General features: G+C 73.1%; 20 protein-coding genes. 10 read left to right on the forward strand and 10 right to left on the reverse strand.

The genetic code is table 11. The features are described from left to right. Window positions 1-90 precede the first annotated feature (90 nt). The gene (locus OG625_RS22545) at window positions 91-1761 is read left to right on the forward strand and encodes a FadD3 family acyl-CoA ligase (RefSeq protein WP_329384061.1); all 1671 of its coding nucleotides are present in this window, start codon (window positions 91-93) and stop codon (window positions 1759-1761) included. Here OG625_RS22545 and OG625_RS22550 read toward each other — a convergent pair. Continuing rightward, window positions 1758-2528, reverse strand: a complete 771-nt coding sequence (locus OG625_RS22550) for a class I SAM-dependent methyltransferase (RefSeq protein ID WP_329384064.1) — start codon at window positions 2526-2528, stop codon at window positions 1758-1760. The genes OG625_RS22545 and OG625_RS22550 overlap by 4 nt on opposite strands. Window positions 2529-2651: 123 nt before the next feature. On the opposite strand from OG625_RS22550, the gene OG625_RS22555 reads away from it, so the two are divergent. Then, entirely contained in the window at window positions 2652-3374 is a 723-nt protein-coding gene (locus tag OG625_RS22555) for an IclR family transcriptional regulator (protein WP_329384067.1), read from the forward strand. Window positions 3375-3543: 169 nt separating this feature from the next. On the opposite strand, the gene OG625_RS22560 is transcribed toward OG625_RS22555, so the two are convergent. Next, window positions 3544-3753 carry a hypothetical protein gene (locus tag OG625_RS22560; RefSeq protein ID WP_329384069.1) on the reverse strand — a complete coding sequence of 70 codons (210 nt, stop codon included), beginning with the start codon at window positions 3751-3753 and terminating at the stop codon, window positions 3544-3546. Window positions 3754-3952: 199 nt separating this feature from the next. Beyond that, on the reverse strand, window positions 3953-7111 hold the full coding sequence (locus OG625_RS22565) for an AfsR/SARP family transcriptional regulator (RefSeq protein WP_329384072.1): 3159 nt from the start codon (window positions 7109-7111) through the stop codon (window positions 3953-3955). 326 nt (window positions 7112-7437) lie between these two features. Between OG625_RS22565 and OG625_RS22570 the strand changes: the two genes are divergently transcribed. Both OG625_RS22570 and OG625_RS22575 read left to right on the forward strand, forming a co-directional pair. After that, window positions 7438-8664 (forward strand): amidohydrolase family protein, encoded by a 1227-nt coding sequence (locus tag OG625_RS22570; protein ID WP_329384075.1) that lies wholly within the window; start codon window positions 7438-7440, stop codon window positions 8662-8664. Between the two features lie 221 nt (window positions 8665-8885). After that, window positions 8886-9398: a DUF3995 domain-containing protein gene (locus OG625_RS22575; RefSeq protein WP_329384078.1), complete on the forward strand. Its 513-nt coding sequence runs from the start codon at window positions 8886-8888 to the stop codon at window positions 9396-9398. A 58-nt stretch (window positions 9399-9456) separates the two neighbouring features. On the opposite strand, the gene OG625_RS22580 is transcribed toward OG625_RS22575, so the two are convergent. Then, entirely contained in the window at window positions 9457-10731 is a 1275-nt protein-coding gene (locus tag OG625_RS22580) for an MFS transporter (RefSeq protein ID WP_443067899.1), read from the reverse strand. 17 nt (window positions 10732-10748) lie between these two features. Further along, window positions 10749-11288 (reverse strand): ArsR/SmtB family transcription factor, encoded by a 540-nt coding sequence (locus OG625_RS22585; RefSeq protein ID WP_329384084.1) that lies wholly within the window; start codon window positions 11286-11288, stop codon window positions 10749-10751. Between the two features lie 131 nt (window positions 11289-11419). On the opposite strand from OG625_RS22585, the gene OG625_RS22590 reads away from it, so the two are divergent. From OG625_RS22590 to OG625_RS22605, 4 genes are all read left to right on the forward strand, one after another. Beyond that, window positions 11420-11944 (forward strand): GNAT family N-acetyltransferase, encoded by a 525-nt coding sequence (locus OG625_RS22590; RefSeq protein ID WP_329384086.1) that lies wholly within the window; start codon window positions 11420-11422, stop codon window positions 11942-11944. 41 nt (window positions 11945-11985) lie between these two features. Next, complete coding sequence (locus OG625_RS22595) at window positions 11986-12237, forward strand: type II toxin-antitoxin system VapB family antitoxin (RefSeq protein ID WP_329384089.1); 252 nt, start codon at window positions 11986-11988, stop codon at window positions 12235-12237. Continuing rightward, window positions 12234-12650, forward strand: coding sequence for a PIN domain nuclease (locus OG625_RS22600; RefSeq protein WP_329384093.1), 417 nt, complete (start codon window positions 12234-12236; stop codon window positions 12648-12650). Before OG625_RS22595 ends, OG625_RS22600 begins: the two co-directional genes overlap by 4 nt. A 96-nt stretch (window positions 12651-12746) precedes the next feature. Next, window positions 12747-13577 carry a trypsin-like serine peptidase gene (locus OG625_RS22605; RefSeq protein ID WP_329384094.1) on the forward strand — a complete coding sequence of 277 codons (831 nt, stop codon included), beginning with the start codon at window positions 12747-12749 and terminating at the stop codon, window positions 13575-13577. A 25-nt stretch (window positions 13578-13602) separates the two neighbouring features. Here OG625_RS22605 and OG625_RS22610 read toward each other — a convergent pair whose 3' ends face one another. The 5 genes from OG625_RS22610 to OG625_RS22630 form a co-directional block, all read right to left on the reverse strand. Next, on the reverse strand, window positions 13603-14046 hold the full coding sequence (locus OG625_RS22610) for an NUDIX hydrolase (RefSeq protein ID WP_329384098.1): 444 nt from the start codon (window positions 14044-14046) through the stop codon (window positions 13603-13605). A 61-nt stretch (window positions 14047-14107) separates the two neighbouring features. Continuing rightward, window positions 14108-15328: an ABC transporter permease gene (locus OG625_RS22615; protein ID WP_329384101.1), complete on the reverse strand. Its 1221-nt coding sequence runs from the start codon at window positions 15326-15328 to the stop codon at window positions 14108-14110. After that, entirely contained in the window at window positions 15325-16041 is a 717-nt protein-coding gene (locus OG625_RS22620; RefSeq protein WP_329384103.1) for an ABC transporter ATP-binding protein, read from the reverse strand. The genes OG625_RS22615 and OG625_RS22620 overlap by 4 nt, the downstream gene beginning before the upstream one ends. Continuing rightward, window positions 16038-17150, reverse strand: a complete 1113-nt coding sequence (locus OG625_RS22625) for a peptidoglycan-binding protein (protein ID WP_329384106.1) — start codon at window positions 17148-17150, stop codon at window positions 16038-16040. Before OG625_RS22625 ends, OG625_RS22620 begins: the two co-directional genes overlap by 4 nt. Next, window positions 17147-17629 carry a hypothetical protein gene (locus OG625_RS22630; protein ID WP_329384111.1) on the reverse strand — a complete coding sequence of 161 codons (483 nt, stop codon included), beginning with the start codon at window positions 17627-17629 and terminating at the stop codon, window positions 17147-17149. Before OG625_RS22630 ends, OG625_RS22625 begins: the two co-directional genes overlap by 4 nt. Before the next feature lie 89 nt (window positions 17630-17718). Here OG625_RS22630 and OG625_RS22635 point away from each other — a divergent pair, with 89 nt between their 5' ends. Together OG625_RS22635 and OG625_RS22640 are read left to right on the forward strand one after the other, a co-directional pair. Beyond that, the gene (locus OG625_RS22635) at window positions 17719-18381 is read left to right on the forward strand and encodes a response regulator transcription factor (protein WP_329384114.1); all 663 of its coding nucleotides are present in this window, start codon (window positions 17719-17721) and stop codon (window positions 18379-18381) included. Further along, window positions 18378-19706, forward strand: a complete 1329-nt coding sequence (locus tag OG625_RS22640; RefSeq protein WP_329384116.1) for an ATP-binding protein — start codon at window positions 18378-18380, stop codon at window positions 19704-19706. Before OG625_RS22635 ends, OG625_RS22640 begins: the two co-directional genes overlap by 4 nt. The last annotated feature ends 11 nt before the right edge of the window (window positions 19707-19717 follow it).

Consider the following 19717-nt stretch of genomic DNA (forward strand, 5'->3'; position numbering starts at 1 on the left):
GGGTGAGGGGTGCACCAGTACTGACAGCGGCGAAGGCTACAGCTAATCTGACGGATAGTCAGCTACTGGGTTCGCGGGAGGGTGACACGCATGGGCGACGACGGGCGCGACGACGGGCGGCAGGGCGCGATCGAGGGCCGGCGCGAGGACGTACGCGAAGGCGTACGCGCAGACCTGCGCTGGGGCAGCATCGCCGGGCTCGTCCGGGCGGCAGCCGTACGCTACGCGGACCGCGAGGCCGTCGTCGACGGCCGCGTCAGGATCGACTACGCCCAGCTCGGCGAGCGCGTCGAACGCGCCGCGGCCGCCTGCATGGCCGCCGGGGTCGAGCCCGGCGACCGGGTCGCCGTCTGGGCCCCCAACACCCTGGAGTGGATCGTCTCCGCGCTCGGCGCCGTCTCGGCCGGCGCGGTGCTCGTCCCGCTCAACACCCGTTTCAAGGGCGCGGAAGCGGCGTACGTACTGCGGAGCAGCCGCGCGAAGCTGCTGTTCGTCACCGGCACCTTCCTCGGCACCTCCTACGTCGCCTCGCTGCGCCGCGCCGCCGCCGAGGGCCCCGGCGACGGTCCGCTGCCCGGGCTGCCGCACCTGGAGCAGGTCGTGGTCCTCGCCGAGGACGCCCCCGAGTCCTTCCGCACCTGGAAGGACTTCCTCGCCGGCGGGGACCCGGTGACGCCCGAGGCCGTCCGCGAGCGCGCGGAAGCGATCCGGCCCGACGCGCCCTCCGACATCATCTTCACCTCGGGCACCACCGGCAGCCCCAAGGGCGCCGTCATCACCCACGCCCAGACCCTGCGCTGCTACGAGGTGTGGAGCGAGCTCGCCGGACTGCGCGAGGGCGACCGCTACCTGATCGTGAACCCCTTCTTCCACACCTTCGGCTACAAGGCGGGGATCATCGCCTGCCTGATGCGCGGCGCCACGATGGTCCCGCAGCCCGTCTTCAACGTGGACACCGTCCTCGCCAATGTCGCCGCCGAGCGGATCTCCGTACTCCCCGGGCCGCCCACCCTCCACCAGTCGCTCCTCGACCACCCGCAGCGCGACCACCACGACCTCTCCGCGCTGCGCCTGGTCGTCACCGGCGCGGCCGTGGTCCCGCTCCGGCTCGTCGAACGGCTCCGCAGCGAACTGCGCATCGCCACCGTGCTGACCGCCTACGGCCTCTCCGAGGCCGGCGGCATCGTCACCATGTGCAGGCAGGGGGACCCGGCGCAGGTCATCGCCGAGACCTCGGGGCGGGCCATCCCCGACACCGAGGTGACGATCGCGGACTCCGACGGGAACCCGCAGCCGGTCGGCCGGGTCGGCGAGATCCTCGTCCGCGGGTACAACGTCATGCAGGGCTACTTCGAGGACCCCGAGGAGACCGCGAAGACGATCGACCCACAGGGCTGGCTGCACACCGGCGACGTCGGCTTCAAGGACGCGGACGGCAACCTGCGCATCACCGACCGGATCAAGGACATGTTCATCGTCGGCGGCTTCAACGCCTACCCCGCCGAGATAGAACAGCTCATCGGCCTCCACCCGGACATCGCGGACGTCGCCGTCGTCGGCGTCCCCGACCCGCGCCTCGGCGAGGTCGGCAAGGCGTACGCCGTGCGGCGCCCCGGCTCCACCCTCACCGCCGACGACCTGATCGCCTGGTCGAGGCGGGAGATGGCCAACTACAAGGTGCCGCGCACGGTGGAGTTCGTCGGCGAGCTGCCGCGCAACGCGAGCGGCAAGGTCCTCAAGCGCGAGCTCCGCGAGCGTTAGGGCGCGAGCGGGCGGCGGGCCAGGACGAGTCGCCAGCGCGGCGCCCCGCCGTCCTGCCGCCCGAACTGCTCCAGCGGCACCGTCTCCACCGTGAAGCCGGCCGCCCGCAGGTCCTCCCGGACCCCGCTCAGCGGGAAGGTCCGGTAGTACATCACGAAGGGCGGCCGCCACACCGCGTTGCGCACCCGCATCGCCGCGTCGAAGCCCGCCACCGCCCACCACAGCGGTGAGCTCGGCGGGATCGGCGCGCCGATCGGGAAGGCGAAGAGCCCGCCGGGGCGCAGCGCGCGGTGCACCCCGGAGAAGAGGGCGGGCCGCTCCGCCGGCAGGAAGTGCCCGAAGGCGCCGAAGCTGACGGCCAGGTCGTAGAAGTCCCCGAGCGCGTCCGGCAGCTCCCGCGCGTCGGCCCGTACGAAGTCCACGCGCGCGGCGCCGTCCCGGTCGCCGGCCACGGCCCGGCCCTCGGCCCCGTGGGTCCGCTCGGCCTCGGCCAGCATGCCCGCGCTGAGGTCCACGCCGGTGACCCGCTCCCGGCACAGCCGCCGCAGCATGCCGATCGCGGCGCCCGTACCGCAGCAGACGTCCAGCCCGGCCCCGAAGGAACCCTCCCGCTGGGCGAGGGTCTCCTCCACGGCGTCGAGCATCCGGTCCGGGGTGCGGAACGGCGTGTGGTCGAACTTCGGCGCGAGCAGGTCGTAGCCCCGCTCGACCGAGGTGAGGGCCTGCGCGGCGAGTTCGCGGACGCTCGGCCCGTGGGAGGAGAACATCGTCCCCAGCGTAATGATCGCGGGGCCCTTGGCGGGGATCCCGGGACTTTCGGCCTTTCTCAAAACGGGCATCTCGTGACGTACGGTGAACTGGACACTGTGCCGATCGTGGGGAACCGAGTGGTGGGAGCGACAGACACCGGCAGCGCGCTGGAGAAGACCCTGCGGATCCTGGAGGTCGTCGGCGCCCCCGGCGGGCCGCACCGGCTCGCCGAGTTGGCGGCCGGCTCCGGGGTCGCCAAGTCCAGTGCCTACCGGATCCTCTCCTCGCTGGTCGAGCAGGGTTACGCCGTCACCGACGGCAGCGGCGGCTACGGCATCGGCCTGCGGCTGCGCTCGCTGTCCGCGCAGGTGGCCACCGACCGCACCGAGGGCATCGTGGAGCTGCTGGAGTTCCTCCGGAGGAGCACCGGCCAGGCCGTGCACCTCGCTCTGCTCGACGGCGACGCGCTCACCTGCATCCGCACGATGGAGAGCGGTCTGCCCTTCCGGACGGGCTCGCGCACCGGCGTGCGGATGGCGGTGCGTTCCACCGCCATCGGCAGGGCCGTGCTCGCGCACCTGCCGCCGCAGCGGGCCGAGGCCCTCGTCGGAGCCGCCGAGCGGGAGCGGCTCACCGCCGAGCTGGACGACGTACGGGCCCGGGGCTACGCGGTGGACGACGGCGGGCACGAGCCGGCCGTGCGCTGCCTCGGTACGCCCGTCTTCGACCGCGAGGGCCGCCCGGTGGGCGGGCTCGGCCTGGCCGGCGCCACGTCCGTGACCACGCGGGAGGAACTGGAGCGGCTCGCACCGGCCCTGCTGGAGGCCGCGCGCGGAGTGGAGCGACTGCTCCAGCGCGGCTGACCGCTGCCTCCGGACGCGGACGCAAAAATACGGCGGCTGCGATGGCTCCCCCTCCGGGCCATCGCAGCCCCCGTCCCCCGTACCCCCGTACCCCCCCGTCGGGCCCCCAGTACCCCCGTACCCCCCGTGGGTCCCCCGTGGTTCGGTGCCGCCGGTACCGCTGCCGCTACTAGGGCAGGGTGCCGGTCGCGTGGTTGTCGAGCGTCACGATCTCCTCGTCCGCCGCGGCCGCGGCCGCCGCAGCGGCAGCGTCCGGTGTCACGGTGAGCGGTTCGCCCGTGGCGTGGTTGTCGAGCGGCTTGATCTCGATGCCCGTGGCGTGGTTGTCGAACGGCTTGATGTCGCCGTCGCCCGGCAGGATGTTCTCGTTCGTCGTCATCGCGCACTCCTGATGGTGGGTCGGACCCGTTCGGCGATTCCCCCGCGGATCGCCGAACGGGTTGTCCTGCCGACCCGTGTGTCCCCCGACGCGACGAGTCGATGCACTTACGATGACCCGAGGCGATAAACGAACGATGAACGTCTCGTTCACCGTGTGATCGCGCAGGTCAGGGCGGTTCGGGGCGACCCAAGGCGGCTCATGCCGCGATCTCGGCCGCCAAGAGCGCACGCACCTCGGCCAGTTCGGACGAGCCAAGCTGCGCGAAGACCGCCTCCGCGTCCCGCCAGCAGACCCGCGCCCGGTCCCGCTGCCCCAGCCGCCGCAGTGCCCGCCCGAGGACCATCAGGACGCACGCCCGGCGCCACTCGCCACCCATCACGCGCAGCGCGACGGCCTGTTCGGCGTGCGCCGCCGCCAGCGTGGCCCGCCCGGCCGACAGGTGTACCTCCGCCAGCCTGAAGTGGGTGATGCCCTCCCACAGGGGCTGGCGGTTGTCGTGGAACAGGGCCAGGGCGTCGGTCAGTTGGGCCAGGGCCTCCGTGGTCAGCCCGGCCTGGGTGAGGGCGATGCCCAGCGCGTAGCGGCCGTTGGCCAGGCGCAGGGTGAGGCCCATCCGGTCGTAGATGGCGATGCCCTGCTGGGCGAGGTCGATGGCGCTGGTGAGCCGGCCGAGCTCCACGTGGATCCGGGAGAGGTTGCACAGGGCGCTGGCCTCGCCGACGTAGTTGGCGTCGGCGCGGAAGTTCGCGATGGCCTCCAGCAGGTAGCGCTCGCCGTCGCTGTAGCGACCCTCGTAGAGGGCGATGATCCCGCGGTCGTTGGGCGCCCAGCAGCTGGGCAGCGGGTCTCCGGCCTCCCGGGCCAGGGCCGTGGCCTGGCGGGCCTCGTCGTCGGCCTCGGCGAAACGGCCCGCGACGAGGTGGACGTTGGTGAGGGTGGTGCGGGCCCGGCCCTCGGCGTACGGGTCCTTCGCGGCCTGGGCGGCGTCGCGCAGGGCGAGGGCGGCCGACTCGTACTGCTTGGAGTTGGCCCCGGACTCGGCCAGGTCCTTCGCCGCCCACAGCAGGTCCACGGCCCGGCGCAGCACCGGTGTCTCGCCGCCCCGTACGGAGGCCTGCCGTACGCACGCCAGCAGCGGGTCGGCCTCGGAGTACAGCCAGTCCAGGGCCGCGCGCGAGTCGGCGAAGTCCAGCCCGGGGTAGTGGGTGTCGGAGAGGTGGGCGGGGAGCCGGTCGCCGGGGCGTTCCAGGGCGTAGACCCGGGAGGCGGTGGCCAGGTAGAAGTCCAGCAGCCGGTCCAGGGTTGCCTCGCGCCCGCTGGGGGGCTGCTCGTCGCGTTCCGCACACGCACGCGCGTAGAGCCGTACGAGGTCGTGGAAGCGGTAGCGGCCGGGAGCGGCGGATTCGAGGAGGGAGCAGTCGACCAGGGCCTCCAGGAGGTCCTCGGTGTCGTGCTCGGGGAGGTCGAGCGCGGCGGCCGCGGCGGCGAGGGAGATATCGGGGCCGTCGGCCAGGCCGAGGAGGCGGAAGGCACGCTGCTGGGCCGGCTCCAGCTGGCCGTAGCCGAGCTCGAAGGTGGCTTTGACGGCGAGGTCGCCCGCCTGGAGCTCGTCGAGGCGGCGGCGTTCGTCGGCGAGTTTCGCGGCGAGGACGGAGACGGTCCAGGTGCGGCGGGCGGCGAGGCGGGAGGCGGCGATGCGGATGGCGAGCGGCAGGAAGCCGCAGGCGCCGACCACGTCGAGGGCGGCCTGGCGTTCGGCGCGCACGCGTTCCTCGCCGACGATCCGGGTGAACAGCTGGAGGGCCTCCTCGGGGCTCATCACGTCGAGGTCGACGAGATGGGCCCCGGCGAGGCCCGCCATGCGGACCCGGCTCGTGACGAGGGTGGCGCAGCCGGCGGTGCCGGGCAGCAGCGGCCGAACCTGGGCGGCGTCGCGGGCGTTGTCGAGCAGCACCAGGATCCGGCGGCCGTCGAGGGCGGAACGGTAGAGCGCGGACCGCTCGGCGGCGGAGTCGGGGATGGCGGTGTCGGGGGTGCCGAGGGCGCGCAGGAAGGAGCCGAGGACGGCTACGGGCTCGGCGGGGCGCGGTTCGGTGCCCTGGAGGTCGACGTAGAGCTGTCCGTCGGGGAAGTGCCGGCGGGCGGCGTGCGCGACGTGCACGGCGAGGGTGGTCTTGCCGACGCCGCCGATGCCGGCGAGCGCGGAGACGGCCATGACCTGGCCGCGCGCGCCGTCGGCCAGGACGGCGCCGAGCTCCTCGACGAAGCCGGCGCGGCCCGTGAAGTCGGCGACGGTCGCGGGCAGTTGGGCGGGCCGTACGAGGGCCGGGGCGGCGGCCGGCGCCGGGTCCTCGGCGCGCGCCAGGTCGGCGTCGGCGTTCAGGATGCGCTGCTGGAGGGCGGCCAGTTCGGGGCGCGGGTCGACGCCGAGCTCGTCGGCGAGGAGGCGGCGGGTGTCGGCGTACACGGCGAGGGCCTCGGCCTGCCGGCCGCTGCGGTAGAGGGCGAGCATCAGCAGCTCGCGGAGGCGTTCGCGCAGCGGGTGGGCGGCCGTGAGGGCGGTCAACTCGGAGACGGCCTCGGCGTGGTGGCCGACCTCCAGGTCGAGGTCGAGCCGGGTCTCCAGCAGCTGGAGGCGCCATTCGGCGAGCCGGATCCGCTCGGTCTCCGCATGCGGGCCGGGGACTCCGGCGAGGGGTTCGCCGTCCCACAGGTCGAGTGCCCGGGCCAGCAGCGTACGGGCGAGGGCGCGGTCGCCGGCTTCGCGGGCCGCCTCGGCGTCGTCGGCGAGGCTGCGGGCCACGCCGAGGTCGAGGGTGGCGGCGGAGCGCAGGCGGATGGCGTACCCGCCGGACTCGGAGACGAGCAGCCCGGGGTCGAGGACCTTGCGCAGCCGGGAGGCGTACGTCCGTATGGTGGCGAGGGCCTGCTGCGGCGGGTCCTCGCCCCAGATGGCGTCGATGAGCTCGGGCGCGGTGGCGGTGCGGCCGCCGCGCAGCAGCAGCGCGGCGAGCAGGGCGCGCTGCTGGGGAGTGCCGGAGGGCAGGTTCTCGGACCCACGCCAGGCCCGGATGGGCCCGAGCACGGCGAACCGCGCCCCGCCTGCGGCGCTCGTGGCGGTTTCGGTTTCCGGTCCGGTGCCGGTGCCGGTGCCGGTGCCTGCGGCGCTCGGGTCGGCCTTGGGTGCGGTGCCGGTGCCGGCACCTGCGGCGGGGGCCCCGGGGGCGCGCGCGGTGGGGCCGGTTCCGCCGGGGCCGGGCGCGCGCCGGGGCGTCTCCTCGGACGCCGAACGTTTCCAGGGGTCGGAGGGCCGAGGGCGGCCCAGTTCGGCGTCCTGCGGGGAGCGCCCCGACACACACCCGACCCCGTCGGAACCGGTGGGTGCGGCCCCGGTTTCCGTGCCTGCCGGGCATGCGGCGGCGGAGCGAGGGGCGGGCCCTTGGGCCGGGAGTGCGGTGGTCCCGGGTCCGGGTCCCGGTTCGGGTGCGGCGGCAGCCGCAAGGGCCTCGGGGTGCTGCCGTGGGTGCGGGATGGCCGGTACTCCGTCCATCTGTCGTCCCCCTGCCTTCCGTCGGTGTAAGGGTCAGTCTGCCCTGTGTTGCGCGTACACGTCAGCCCGTCCCGGAGCCATCGGCTCCCAACTAGCTGACGGTTCGTCAGATCAGCGCTACCGTATGAGCCATGGAGACCTTCCCGAAGATCATCTCGGTGGACGACCACACGGTGGAGCCCCCCCACGTCTGGCGGGACCGGCTCCCGTCCAAGTACAAGGACATCGGCCCCCGCGTCGTCCGCGCCCCCCTGAAGGAAATGACCTTCCTCGGCGGCAAGTTCGCCCCCGTCATGGGAGCCAAGGGCGACGACGGCCCGATCGGCGACTGGTGGGTGTACGAGGACCTGCACCGGCCGCTCACCCGCCTCGACACGGCCGTCGGATACGACCGGGACGAGATCAAACTGGAAGTCATCACCTACGAGCAGATGCGCCCGGGGTCCTTTTCGGTTCCCGACCGTCTCGCGGACATGGACGTCAACCACGTCCAGTCGGCGCTCTGCTTCCCCACCTTCCCGCGCTTCTGCGGCCAGACCTTCACCGAGGCCAAGGACCGCGAGCTGGGGCTGCTCGGCGTGCGGGCGTACAACGACTGGATGGTGGAGGAGTGGTGCGGGCCCGATGCCCGGGGCCGCTTGATCCCCCTCACCCTGATCCCCCTGTGGGACGCGCGCCTCGCCGCCGCCGAGGTCCGCCGCAACGCCGCCCGCGGCGTGCGCGCCGTCGCCTTCTCCGAGATACCCCCGCACCTGGGCCTCCCGTCCATCCACACCGACGAGTGGGACCCCTTCCTGGAGGCGTGCAACGAGACCGGCACGGTCATCGCCATGCACATCGGCTCCTCCTCGCGGATGCCGTCGACCTCCGCGGACGCCCCGCCGGCGGTCGGCTCCACCATCACCTTCGCCAACTGCTGCTTCTCGATGGTCGACTGGCTGATGAGCGGCAAGTTCGAACGCTTCCCGAACCTGAAGATCATGTACGCCGAGGGTCAGATCGGCTGGATCCCGTACATCCTGGAACGCGCGAACGTGGTCTGGGAGGAGAACCGCGGCTGGGGCGGCGTCGCGGACAAGGTCCTGCGGCCGCCGGCGGAGCTCTTCGCCGAGCACGTCTTCGGCTGCTTCTTCGACGACGCCTTCGGGCTCAAGAACCTCGACTCCATCGGCGTCGCCAACGTCCTCTACGAGACCGACTACCCCCACTCGGACTCCACTTGGCCGAAGTCCCGCGAGGTCGGCGAGGCACAGATGGGGCACCTGGCCCCGGACGTGGTGGACCGCATCGTGCGCGGCAACGCCATCGATCTGCTCGGGCTGACGCCGGACGGGCTGTGGGCGGGTCCGGGCGCCTGAGGCAGTGGCCGGCCCCGCTGCTCACGTGCGGTGCGTCCGCACGTGAGCAGCCGTACGACGTGGGCCGGTTCGGCACCTGAGGTGGAGCGGGCTCCCCCGGACGGGGGAGTGCCGGATCGTGCGGCCGCCGGATTCGGGGGCGGGGCCCGGGCGGCGAGGCTTGGACGCAAGGCGGGGGACACCGGGACCGCCACTCGCACCCGAGCCCGCTGGAGCATCCGATGACGACCCTGACCGCGAACGCACGCCCCGCCCGCCGGACCGTATGGGCCGCCTATACCGCCGCGGCGGCGGCCCTGGGGTACGCGGCCCCGCACTTCTGGTGGGGCGCCGGCGTCGCGGCGATGTTCCCCGGCGACTTCGCCACGGCCCCGCACGGCAACCTGGAGGCCGCGATCGGCTACTGGGTGATGGGCGGGGTGGCGGCCCTCGGGGCGGTGCTCGCCCTTGCCCTGGTCCGCCCTTGGGGCCGCCGCATCCCGGCGGGCCTGATCGCGATCCCGGCGGGGATCGCCGCGATCGGCATGACCCTCTGGGGCTTCACCTACTTCGCGATGCAGTACCTGCTGGCCGCGGGCCGCGTGGTCTCGGCCCCGTCCTTCGCCGCCGGGGACGCCCACCCGCAGGCCGCATGGGGGCTGTTCTGGTACGGGCTGTTCCTGGTGTGGGGGATCTCCCTGGGCGCGGCGGCCCGGCAGCGGATGAGGGGGTCGCGCTTGTGGCGCCGGCACTGATGACGACCCGCCGGTCGACCCCCGCCCCGAAGCTTTCGTGACACTTTCCGCGAAGGTGTCACAACGATTCGGGTGCACCCTGCTGAACGGGATCCTTGGATTCCGGGTGTCCTGGACCGCCGGTCGGGGCAGCGCCACGCAGTGCTGCCTCGACCCGGCGGTTGCTGGTCATGGTCGCCGTGACGGCGGTCATGGTGAGGAGGAGGCCGGCGGCGGCGTAGAGCGGGGTGCGTATGTCGTACGTGGTGGCCAGCCAGCCGCCGAGGAAGGCGCCGAACGGGGCGGCGCACATGGCGAGCATGCGGGAAGTGGAGGCGACCCGGCCCATCAGGTGGGCCGGGACGATCGCCTGCCGGAGGGAGGGGGCGAGCACCATCGTGGCGCCCATGCCCGCCCCGCAGACGGCGAGCGCGAGACCGGCCACGTACGGATTCTGGGCGGTGGCAAGCCCCAGGATGGCCAGTCCCTCGACCGCGGCCGTGCAGGTCAGCGCGGTGCCGGTGCCGAGTCGTCGGCCGAGGAAGGAAGCGATGCCCGCGCCGAGCAGGCCGCCGGTGGCTTCCGCCGTGAGGAGCAGGCCGAAGCCGAAGGTGTCGATGCCGAGGCGGTCGTGCGCGAAGAGGGCGAGCACGGTCTCCACGGCGATGAAGGCGATGTTTCCGACCGCCGGACGGAGTGCGAGCCCGAGCAGCAGCCGGTCCCGGAAGACGTACGAGGCCCCTGCCCGCGCCTGCCGCAGCAGCGACTCGCGGGCCTGCGGTGCGGGCCGGGGCACGGCGGGCAGCGACCGTACGAGCAGTGCGGAGACTGCGAACGACACCGCGTCGGCGAGCAGCGGAACCGCCCGCCCGAGCGCGAGCAGCGCACTGCCCGCGGGCGGCCCGGCGAAGCCGGACGCGGCGGTCTGGGCGCCGCGCAGGCGGGAGTTGGCGCGCTCCAGGAGCGCGGGGTCGCGGCCGAGCAGATCCGGCAGATAGGCCGTGGCGGCCGTGTCGAAGAAGAGTCCGCCGAGGCCGAGCAGGAAGGCGACGGCCGCGAGCAGCGGAATGCTCAGCACGTCGAGCGCGGCCGCTGCCACCGGTATCGCGAGCAGCGCCGCGCGTCCCGCGTCCGCGACCCACATCGTGCGCCGGCGGTCCCAGCGGTCCACCAGCGCACCGCCGAGCACCCCGAAGAGCAGCCACGGCAGTGTGCCGGCGGCGGTGACGACGGCGAGCGCCATCGGATCCCGGGTCAGCGTCAACGCGATCAGCGGCAGTGCGGCATGCGTCACCCCGTCACCGAGCGAGGACACCGTCTGCGCGGTCCACAGCCGTCCGAACCCGGACGGCAACTTCTTCATCTCTGAGGTCACTTGGCGTCCCCTTCGGACTGGTCGCGGCGTGCCGGGTGGAACAGTGCGAAGACGAGCGACGCGTCCGGCAGCGACGGATCGGACAATTTCCGGTACTCGTGGGCCAATGCCTCCAGCCGCGCCCCCAGCTCCGCGAACTGCTCGTCGGTGAGCCGCAGATGCGCCATCCCCACGTGCCGCTCGCCGTCCGCCGGCGCCGCCTCCAGGTCCGCCACCGCATGCCTCATCAGCATGTCCGGCCCTCCCTCGCCCGGATCCGGCAGCACGATCGACCGCGCGGCCATCGCGTAGTACCGCTCGTTGACCCCCCGCACCTTCCGCGTCCGAACCACCTTCACCAGGCCGGCCCGCTCCAGCAGCCGCACGTGATAGCTGGAACTGCCCTTCGCCAGTCCCACCCGTGCGGCGATCTGTGTGATCGTCGCCGGTTCGAAGCGGAGCACGGCCATGATCCGGTGACGCGTGAGGTTGGAGACGGCGCGCAGCTGCTCGTCAGTGGTGACGTGGAAGGTCTCGGGAAGATCATCGGTGGGCATGCGCCTAATGGTCAACACTTCTTGACCATTAGGCAAGAGGTTTCCGTACGGTTGTCCGGAAACCCTTCCAGGGTTGATCAAGCTGCCGGCGCGACGGAGGATTCTCGGAGCCGGCCACTTAATGTCGGCGCATGCCTCGACTCGAACGGCTTCGCGCCGACCACGCCCCGGCTCTCCTTGAGTTCGAGCGGGAGAACCGCGCCTACTTCGCGGCCTCGGTCCCGGACCGAGGTGACCACTACTTCGCGCACTTCGCCGAGCGGCACCGCGATCTGCTGGCCGAGCAGGCCGAGGGGACGTGCCTCTTCCACCTGCTGGTGGGTGACGACGGTGCGGTGGTGGGGCGGGCCAACCTGATCGACGTCGCGGACGGCTCGGCCGAGCTCGGCTACCGCATCGCCGAGAAGGCCGCGGGGAAGGGGCTGGCCACGGCGGCCGTGCGGGAGGTGTGCGAGCTGGCCGCCGCGGAGTACGGGCTCGGCGAGCTGTGGGCCGTGACGACCGTCGACAACGCCGGCTCGCGCGCCGTGCTGGCCCGTACGGGGTTCGTTGCCGTGGCCGAGATGGAGGTGGACGGGCGGCCGGGGCTTCGTTTCGTACGGAGGATCGAGCCTGCGGAAACGATATCCCTTGACGTCGATCTTGATATCGTTTAAGTGGACAGGGGCCGGGTGGCCCCTCGCTGAGGAGGGTCGCCATGGCCAGAACCGTGATCGACGTCGACGACGCCCTGCTGGCTGAGGCCGCCAAGATCTTCGGTACGAAGACGAAGGTGGCTACCGTGAACGCGGCCCTTGAGGACGTGGTCAAGCGCCGCGATCGGGAGGAATTCCTGAACTGGATCGCCGAGGGCGGGCTGCCTGATCTGACCGGCCCGGTTGAGGAATCCGCCCCGGCGGCCGTCGAGCCTGAGGTCGCGACGGAGCACATGCAGGACAGGGCGGCATGACCGAGCGCTTCCTCATCGACAAGTCCGCGCTGGCGCGCTACCCCAAGCCGGCCGTGCACAAGGTTGTGTTCCCGCTCCACGTGGCGGGAGTGCTGGCGGTGTGCGGAGCTGTGGAGCTGGAGGTGATGTACAGCGCCCGGTCCAAGTCCGACGCGGACCGGGTCCGCAAGGGAATGGCGGCCTTCGACTGGCTCCCCACCCCCGACGAGACCTGGGACCGGGCGTTGGAGGTGCAGCGGAAGCTCATCGAGGTGGGGAACTGGAAGGCCGTGTCCCTCCCTGACCTCATCATTGCGGCGACAGCCGAACGGCACGGCGCCACCGTCCTCCACTACGACGGCGACTACGACATGATCGCCAAGGTCACCGGACAGCCGATGCGCTGGGTCGTGCCGCGCGGCGAGGCCGACTGAGGTCCGGGCCGCCGCCGGCCCGCGCCGCCGGCCTTGCACCCGCGCCCGCCCCCGAGGCATGCTTCGCCGGGGCAAAGCGGGAGGATCATCATGCCGGTGGACAGGCGGAACGTGGTGACGGTGGTGCTGTGCGCCGTCGCGGCGCTGGGGGCGTCCGCTGCGGTGGCCAAGCTGGCGCCGCCCGAGGGGGCTCCGGCCGTGCGGGCGAAGGCTGCGCCGACTGCCTCGCCGACGGCCTCGTCGCGTTCGCAAGCTTCGCCCAAGCCCCAGCTCACCGCGCCCCTGCCCGCACCGGTGACCCCCAAGCCGGGCGGCCCGGCAGCCTTCACCGGGGCCCTGTTCACGGGCGGGCTGGACGGGGACCACTTCTGCACCGCGACCGTCGTGAGCAGTCCGGGGAAGAACCTCGTCGTCACCGCCGGGCACTGTCTGCTCGCCGGGGTCCACGCGGGCGGTGAGGACGGGGCCGTCTTCGTGCCCGCCTACGCCAACGGGTTCGCCCCGTACGGCACGTGGAGGATCGAGCAGGTCTTCGAGGACGAGCGCTGGGCCGAGGGCACGGACGACGCCTACGACCTCGCCTTCGCCCGCCTCGCCCCCGACGGCAAGGGGCGCAACATCGAGGACGTGACCGGCGCGGCCGCCCTCGATACGAGCGGGCGCACGGCCGAGGAGGTGACCGTCACCGGGTATCCCGCCGACCGCAAGGTTCCGCGTACCTGCACGGCGGTCGCGGTCCGGCTGAGCGCGACCGAACAGCGCTTCGACTGCGCCGACTTCCCCGGCGGCACCAGCGGCAGCGCGTGGATCGCCGGCGACGGGAAGATAGTCGGCGTCCTCACGGGCGGCGACACAGACGACGTGTCGACCAGCACCGTCCTCGGGGAGTACGCCGCCTCGCTGTACGCCAAGGCGACGGGCCGCTGAGGCGACGGGCCGCTGAGGTGCCGGCTCAGGCGAGCAGGCCCAGGTGGACCGGATCCGTCGGGGCGCCGGCGGCCAGCAGGTCCGGGAGGCGCGGGGGCCACAGCGGTTCGCCGAGGGTGGCCAGGCGTTCCGGGGAGAGCCACTGCCAGTGGATGCCCGGGTATTCCAGGACCGGTTCGCGGTGCGGGCCCCTGGCGAGGTAGACGTGCTCGTGCTGGCGCACCGGGATCCCCTGGTGCGTGAAGTCGTGCTCCCAGGTGCACAGCAGGCGCTCGGGCTCCAGGTCGGTCCACCCGGTCTCCTCGCGCAACTCGCGCCGTACGCAGTCCTCGGGGCTCTCGCCCGGGTCGATGCCGCCGCCCGGCGGCAGCCAGTGGATGCCCACCTCCACGTTGTCCTCGCGGAAGAGGAACACCGACCCCTGGGGGGAGAGGATGACAACGCGTGCCGCGTGACGTGGAGTTCGCATCGGAGAAGCGTACGCCGGTGGGTGGGCGCGGGGCAGCCGGTTCGTCCCTCGCGCCCACCCCCTACGCCGCCGCCAGCGCCAGTGTCGGAGACATCCGGGCCGCGCGCACCGCCGGATAGAGGCCGGCCAGCGTGCCGATGGCCAGGGTGGCCGCGAAGCCGCCGGTCACCGCCCACAGGGGGACCACCCAGGGGAGGTCGCCGGCCCGCGCGTAGACCGCGGTGGCCGCGCCGCCCAGGGCGATGCCCGCCAGGCCGCCGAGTCCGGACAGCAGCAGGGACTCCGTGACGAACTGGATCCGGATCTGGCCCTTGGTGCCGCCCAGAGAGCGGCGAAGGCCGATCTCGTGCCGCCGCTCCAGCACCGAGATGATCATGGTGTTGGCGACCCCGACCCCGCCCACCAGCAGGGCGATCCCGCCCAGGCCCAGCAGCAGCGTGCTGAAGGCACCCTCGGTGGCCGCCTTCGCCTGGAGGGCGGCCGAGGGGTCGGTGACCGAGATCGCGCTCGGGGTCTGCGGGTTGGCCGTCGGGGCGATCAGCTTCCTGACCTCCGCGACCCGGTCGTCCGCCGAGCGCTCGTAGACCGCCGTCGGGTGCCCGTCGAAGCCCAGCAGCCGCTGTGCCGCGTCCCATCCGATCAGCGCGGACCGCTCTATCTCCGGAGCCAGCGGGATCGGCTCCAGGATGCCGATCACCGTGAAGTACCGGCCGCCGATGAACACCTGCCGGCCCGGCTCCGTGATGCCGAGGCGGCGCGCGGACACGTTGCCGAGGACCACGGAGGGGTAGCGCCCGGTGGCCTCGTTGAGCCAGGTGCCGCTGCCCGTCCTCGCGCGCAGGGTGCCCAGCAGATCGTCCTTGGCGGCCTTCAGCACGATCCCGCCGGTCTCCTCCTTCGGGATGTTCTCCGACCGGCGGACGGACTCGGGGACGTCACCGGTGGTGCCGACCGACTCGACGCCCTCGATGCGGGAGATCATGCCGGGGGAGTCCTTGGGCAGCTTGGTGTCCTGCCCGGTGAACATGCCCTGGCCGGGCGTCGCGACCAGCATGTTGGTGCCGAGCGCGTCGAGTTCGCGCAGCAGCTTGGCCTGGCTGGAGGAGGAGATCCCGACCACCGCGATCATCGTCGCGATGCCGATGGCGATGCCGAGCGCGGACAGGAACACCCGCATCGGGCGCGAGCGCAGGCCCGCCGACCCGACGTGCAGGACGTCCCGGGGGGACAGCCTCGGCGGGGTCAGCTTCCGGGTGCGGGTGCGGGTGCGCGTACCGCTCATGACCGCACCTCCGCCGTGTTCCGTACGTCCGCCACGATCTCCCCGTCCCGGATCCTCACCTGCCGCGGCAGGCTCGCCGCGATCTCGTTGTCGTGGGTGATCACGGCGATGGTGGCCCCGTCCCCGCCCGCGTTCAGCTCGTGCAGCAGCTCCATCACCGATTCCCCGGAGGCCGTGTCCAGCGCGCCCGTCGGCTCGTCGGCCAGCAGCAGGTCCGGCTCGCCCGCCACCGCCCGGGCGATGGCCACGCGCTGCTTCTGCCCGCCGGACAGTTCGTGCGGCCGGTGGTCCATCCGGTCCCCGAGGCCTACGCGTTCCAGGGCGCGGGCCGCCCGGCGGCCGCGCTCGGCGCGCGAGAGGCCGGAGTACAGCAGGCCCTCGGCCACGTTCGCCCGGGCGCTGATGCCCGGCACCAGGTGGAAGGACTGGAAGACGAAGCCGACGTGCCGGGAGCGCAGCGCCGAGAGCGCGCGGTCCGACAGGGTCGCGATGTCGTGGCCGGCGATCCGGACGCCGCCGGCCGTGGGCCGGTCCAGCGTGCCGACGATGTGCAGCAGGGTGGACTTGCCCGAGCCCGACGGGCCGACGATGGCGAGCAGTTCGCCGCTGCGGACGGTCAGGTCGACCCCGCGCAGGGCGGTGACCCCGCCCGCGTACTCCTTGGCGACCCCGGTCAGTTCGACGACCGCGGGCGCCGTCCCGGTGTCCGTCACAGCTTCGGTATCCCGACCCGCATGCCCTCCTTGAGGGCGTCGCCGGTCACCTCGACCCGGCCGCTTCCGAACATGCCCAGTTCGACCTTCACGTCACGGGCCCGGCCGTCCTCCACCACCTGGACGCCGAAGCCCCCGCCCGCGAGCGCGAGCAGGGCGTTGACCGGTACGGAGAGCACGCCCTTGCGGGTCTCGCCGGTCAGGCCGACGCTCACCGGGGACTGGTCCGGGGCGTTGACCTCGGCGGGCTTGTCGAAGGCGACGGACACCTCGACCTTGGCCTTCCCGTCCCCGCCGGCTCCACCGCCCGCTCCGCCCCCGCCGTTGCCCTCGTTCCCGTCGCCCGCGTCGGCGGCGCCGCCCACCGAGTCGATCTTCCCGGTGGCGGTGGTCCCTCCCGGCAGCCGTACGGTGACCGGCTCGCCGGTCTTCGCCGCGGCCGCCTTCGCCGTCTCCAGCTGGAAGCGGACGATCCGCTCGGTGCCGGTCACCGTGAGCACCGCCTTGCCCGGCCCGGGCTCGTCACCGACCGCCGCGTCGTTCTTGCGTACCCGCTGGGGCCCGGAGGCGAAGGCGATGTCCTCCTTGGCGACCTCGCCCGTCTCCGCGGTCTTGTGCGCCTTCTGCCACCGCTTGACCGCCGTCGCCGTACCCGCCGTGAAGGTGCCGTCCTGCGGGTCGAGCCCGGTTCCGTAGCCCAGCGCCTGGAGGTTGCGCTTGAGCTGCTTGACGTCCTCGCCCTTGTCCCCGGCCTTCAGCGGCCGGTACATGGGCACGGCCCCGTACATCAGCCGCACCGCCCGCCCGTTGACCTCGTAGAGCTTCCCGTCCCGCTCGACCGCCGAGCCCTCGCCCGCGATCCACGTCAGCACGCCCGGCCCGCTCGCGTTCAGCTTGCGCTCCTGCGCGAAGCCGAGGGTGCCCTCCACCTGGAGGCCCGAGCTGAGGTCGCCGCGCTGGACCGGGGCCGTCGCCGGCGGCAGCCCGTCCGCGCGGCGTTCCCGCGCGGCGTCGTCCCGCTGCGGCTGCGCGATGACGGCGTACCCGCCGCCCGATACGGCCAGGGCGGCGGCCAGCGCGCCCAGCACCCACGTGGAGCGGCGGCTCATCGGGCCGCTTCGCACTTCTTCACGGCGTCCTGGAAGGCCTTCTCCTGGCCCTTGGGTATCTCGATGCCGCTGCGCGCGCCCCCGTTGTACTCGGGGTCCTTCAGCTGGATGCCGTTGTCGCGCATGCAGCGGATCCACTTCAGTTCCTTGTCCTTCTCCTCCTGCGTCGGCTCCTTCCCCGGGCCGGTGTCCATCCCGCAGGCCTTCATGGCCTCCTGCATCTTCTGGGGGTCGGCGCCGGCGCCCAGCGTCATCCCGCGCGGGTCCTGGCCGGGCTCCGGGTCGGGGGCGTCGATGCCGTGCTCGCGCAGGCACTGGCGCATCTTCAGGGCGTTGTCGGCATCGGTTCCCCCGCTCGACTCCTTGCCCGACTCCTTCTTCCCGTCCGCCTTCGAGGAGCCGTCCTCCGTGCAGGCGGTGGCGAACAGGGTCAGCCCGGTGACGACCGCGGCCGTGGACATGATCAGAGATCGCTTCATGGTGCCGAGCCTGCGGTGAAAGGGGGTTTCGCTTCCCTCTCGCACCTTCCTTACAACGGCGAAATGTCGATCTCGGGTAGAGAGGACGCATGCGCGTACTGGTGGTGGAGGACGAGGAATTCCTCCGGGAGATGATCGCCGAGGGGCTGCGTCGCGACGCCCTGGCCGTCGACGAGGCGGGCGACGGCCTGGAGGCGCTGCGCCGCCTGCGGCTGGACGCGTACGACGTCCTCGTCCTCGACCGCGACCTGCCCGGCCTGCACGGCGACGAGGTCTGCCGGCAGGTGGTGCGCGAGCGGCTGCCGACCCGCGTCCTGATGCTGACGGCCTCCGGGACCGTGCGCGACCGGGTCGAGGGCCTCGGTCTCGGCGCCGACGACTACCTCACCAAGCCCTTCGCCTACGACGAGCTCCTCGCCCGTGTCCTGGCCCTCGGCCGGCGCACCCGCCCCGCCCTGCCGCCCGTGCTGGAGCGCGCCGGAACCGCCGTCGACACGGCCCGCCGCACCGCCACCCGCGACGGACACCGGCTCTCGCTGTCCCGCAAGGAGTTCGCCGTGCTGGAGGCACTGCTGCGCGCCGAGGGGGCCGTGGTCAGCAGCGACGACCTGATCGAGCAGGTGTGGGAGCAGGACACCAGCTACTCCACCAACGCCGTCCGCGTCACCCTCAGCAAGCTCCGCGCCAAGCTGGGCGAGCCGCCACTGATCGAGACCGTGCCGGGCGCGGGCTACCGGATCGCCGCCCCGTGAAGCCGCCCCGGGGGTTCCGGGTGCTCCCGCGCACCGAACGCGGCCGCCTCACCGCCCTCTACGGTTCGCTGCTGCTCCTCGCGGGCGGCGGCCTGGTGGCACTGGTCTACGTCCTCGTCGGCCAGGGCCTCTACGCGAGCGTCAACGGGGCCGTCCGCACGGTCAGCCCGGGCTTCGCCGTGCCGGCCTCCGGCATCACCCCGGGCTGGTGGGCCGAGCCGGCCCGCGATTACGTACCGGCGCAGCGGCTGCCCCCGGGCGAGGCGCCCACCGAGGAGCAGCTCAAGAGCTACGCCTACACCCGCGACCTCTCCGACGCCGTCACCACGGCCACCCAGCACCGGATGCTGGTGTACTCGCTCCTCGCGCTGGCCGTCTTCGCCGTGCTGTCGATCTGGCTCGCCTGGTGGATGGCCGGCCGGGTGCTGCGCCCCGTCGGCGTGATCACCGAGACCGCGCGCCGGCTGTCCGGAGAGAACCTGGACCAGCGGATCTCCCTCGACGCTCCGCCCGGCGAGCTCAAGGAGCTGGCCGACACCTTCGACGCGATGCTCGGGCGGATGGAGGATCTGGTCTGCGCCCAGCGGCGGTTCGCGGCGAACGCGGCGCACGAGCTGCGCACCCCGCTGGCCGTGCAGCGGGCCGCGGTCGAGATCGGGCTGGCGGGGGAGCCGTCGCCGCAGAAGGTGGCCCGGATCCGGGAGCGGCTGATCGGTGTCGCGGATGCCGGCGAGCAGCTCGTCGAGTCCCTGCTGCTGCTCGCCGTGTCCCAGGAGGGCCTGGAGCCCGGATCGACGGGGCCGGTGGACCTGGCGGCGCTGACGGCGGAGCGGGCGGAGGAGCTGGCGGAGGAGGTGACGGAGGAGGTGACGGAGGCGGACCCGGCGGCCGGCCCGCCGCAGGCGCCGACCGTCGTACGGACCCTCGCGCCGCTGACGGTGACGGGGGACCGGGCCCTCCTCGGGCACCTCGTCCGGAACCTGTTGACCAATGCAGTACGTCACAACCGCGCGGGCGGCCGGATCACCGTCGCGACCTCCGCAGACGGGGAACTGGTGGTGTCCAACACCGGCCCGGTGATCGATCCGGCGGACGTGCCGAGGCTCCTGGAGCCGTTCCGACGGCGGGCCGAACGGCAGCACACCGCAGGTGAGGGCGCAGGATTGGGGCTCTCGATCGTCGCGGCCATCGCGCGGGCGCACGGGGCATCGCTCGCCGCCGAGGCCAATGCGGAGCCGGGGGGCGGGCTGACGGTCCGGGTCCGCTTCCCGCAGCCGGACGGGCGGGGCACCGTCCCGGGTACACCGGGATCGAAGATCGGCTGATGTACGGTCGG

Origin of the sequence: Streptomyces sp. NBC_01351 (genome assembly GCF_036237315.1) — a bacterium.
GTDB lineage: Bacteria > Actinomycetota > Actinomycetes > Streptomycetales > Streptomycetaceae > Streptomyces.

Bases quoted from the DNA above. Each gene is read 5' to 3' on its own strand.
- OG625_RS22585 (WP_329384084.1), bottom strand. From the start codon at position 11,288: ATGCCCACCGATGATCTTCCCGAGACCTTCCACGTCACCACTGACGAG.
- OG625_RS22635 (WP_329384114.1), top strand. From the start codon at position 17,719: ATGCGCGTACTGGTGGTGGAGGACGAGGAATTCCTCCGGGAGATGATC.
- OG625_RS22630 (WP_329384111.1), bottom strand. From the start codon at position 17,629: ATGAAGCGATCTCTGATCATGTCCACGGCCGCGGTCGTCACCGGGCTG.
- OG625_RS22625 (WP_329384106.1), bottom strand. From the start codon at position 17,150: ATGAGCCGCCGCTCCACGTGGGTGCTGGGCGCGCTGGCCGCCGCCCTG.
- OG625_RS22560 (WP_329384069.1), bottom strand. From the start codon at position 3,753: ATGACGACGAACGAGAACATCCTGCCGGGCGACGGCGACATCAAGCCG.
- OG625_RS22615 (WP_329384101.1), bottom strand. From the start codon at position 15,328: ATGAGCGGTACGCGCACCCGCACCCGCACCCGGAAGCTGACCCCGCCG.
- OG625_RS22570 (WP_329384075.1), top strand. From the start codon at position 7,438: ATGGAGACCTTCCCGAAGATCATCTCGGTGGACGACCACACGGTGGAG.
- OG625_RS22595 (WP_329384089.1), top strand. From the start codon at position 11,986: ATGGCCAGAACCGTGATCGACGTCGACGACGCCCTGCTGGCTGAGGCC.
- OG625_RS22575 (WP_329384078.1), top strand. From the start codon at position 8,886: ATGACGACCCTGACCGCGAACGCACGCCCCGCCCGCCGGACCGTATGG.
- OG625_RS22590 (WP_329384086.1), top strand. From the start codon at position 11,420: ATGCCTCGACTCGAACGGCTTCGCGCCGACCACGCCCCGGCTCTCCTT.
- OG625_RS22600 (WP_329384093.1), top strand. From the start codon at position 12,234: ATGACCGAGCGCTTCCTCATCGACAAGTCCGCGCTGGCGCGCTACCCC.
- OG625_RS22550 (WP_329384064.1), bottom strand. From the start codon at position 2,528: ATGTTCTCCTCCCACGGGCCGAGCGTCCGCGAACTCGCCGCGCAGGCC.
- OG625_RS22610 (WP_329384098.1), bottom strand. From the start codon at position 14,046: ATGCGAACTCCACGTCACGCGGCACGCGTTGTCATCCTCTCCCCCCAG.
- OG625_RS22545 (WP_329384061.1), top strand. From the start codon at position 91: ATGGGCGACGACGGGCGCGACGACGGGCGGCAGGGCGCGATCGAGGGC.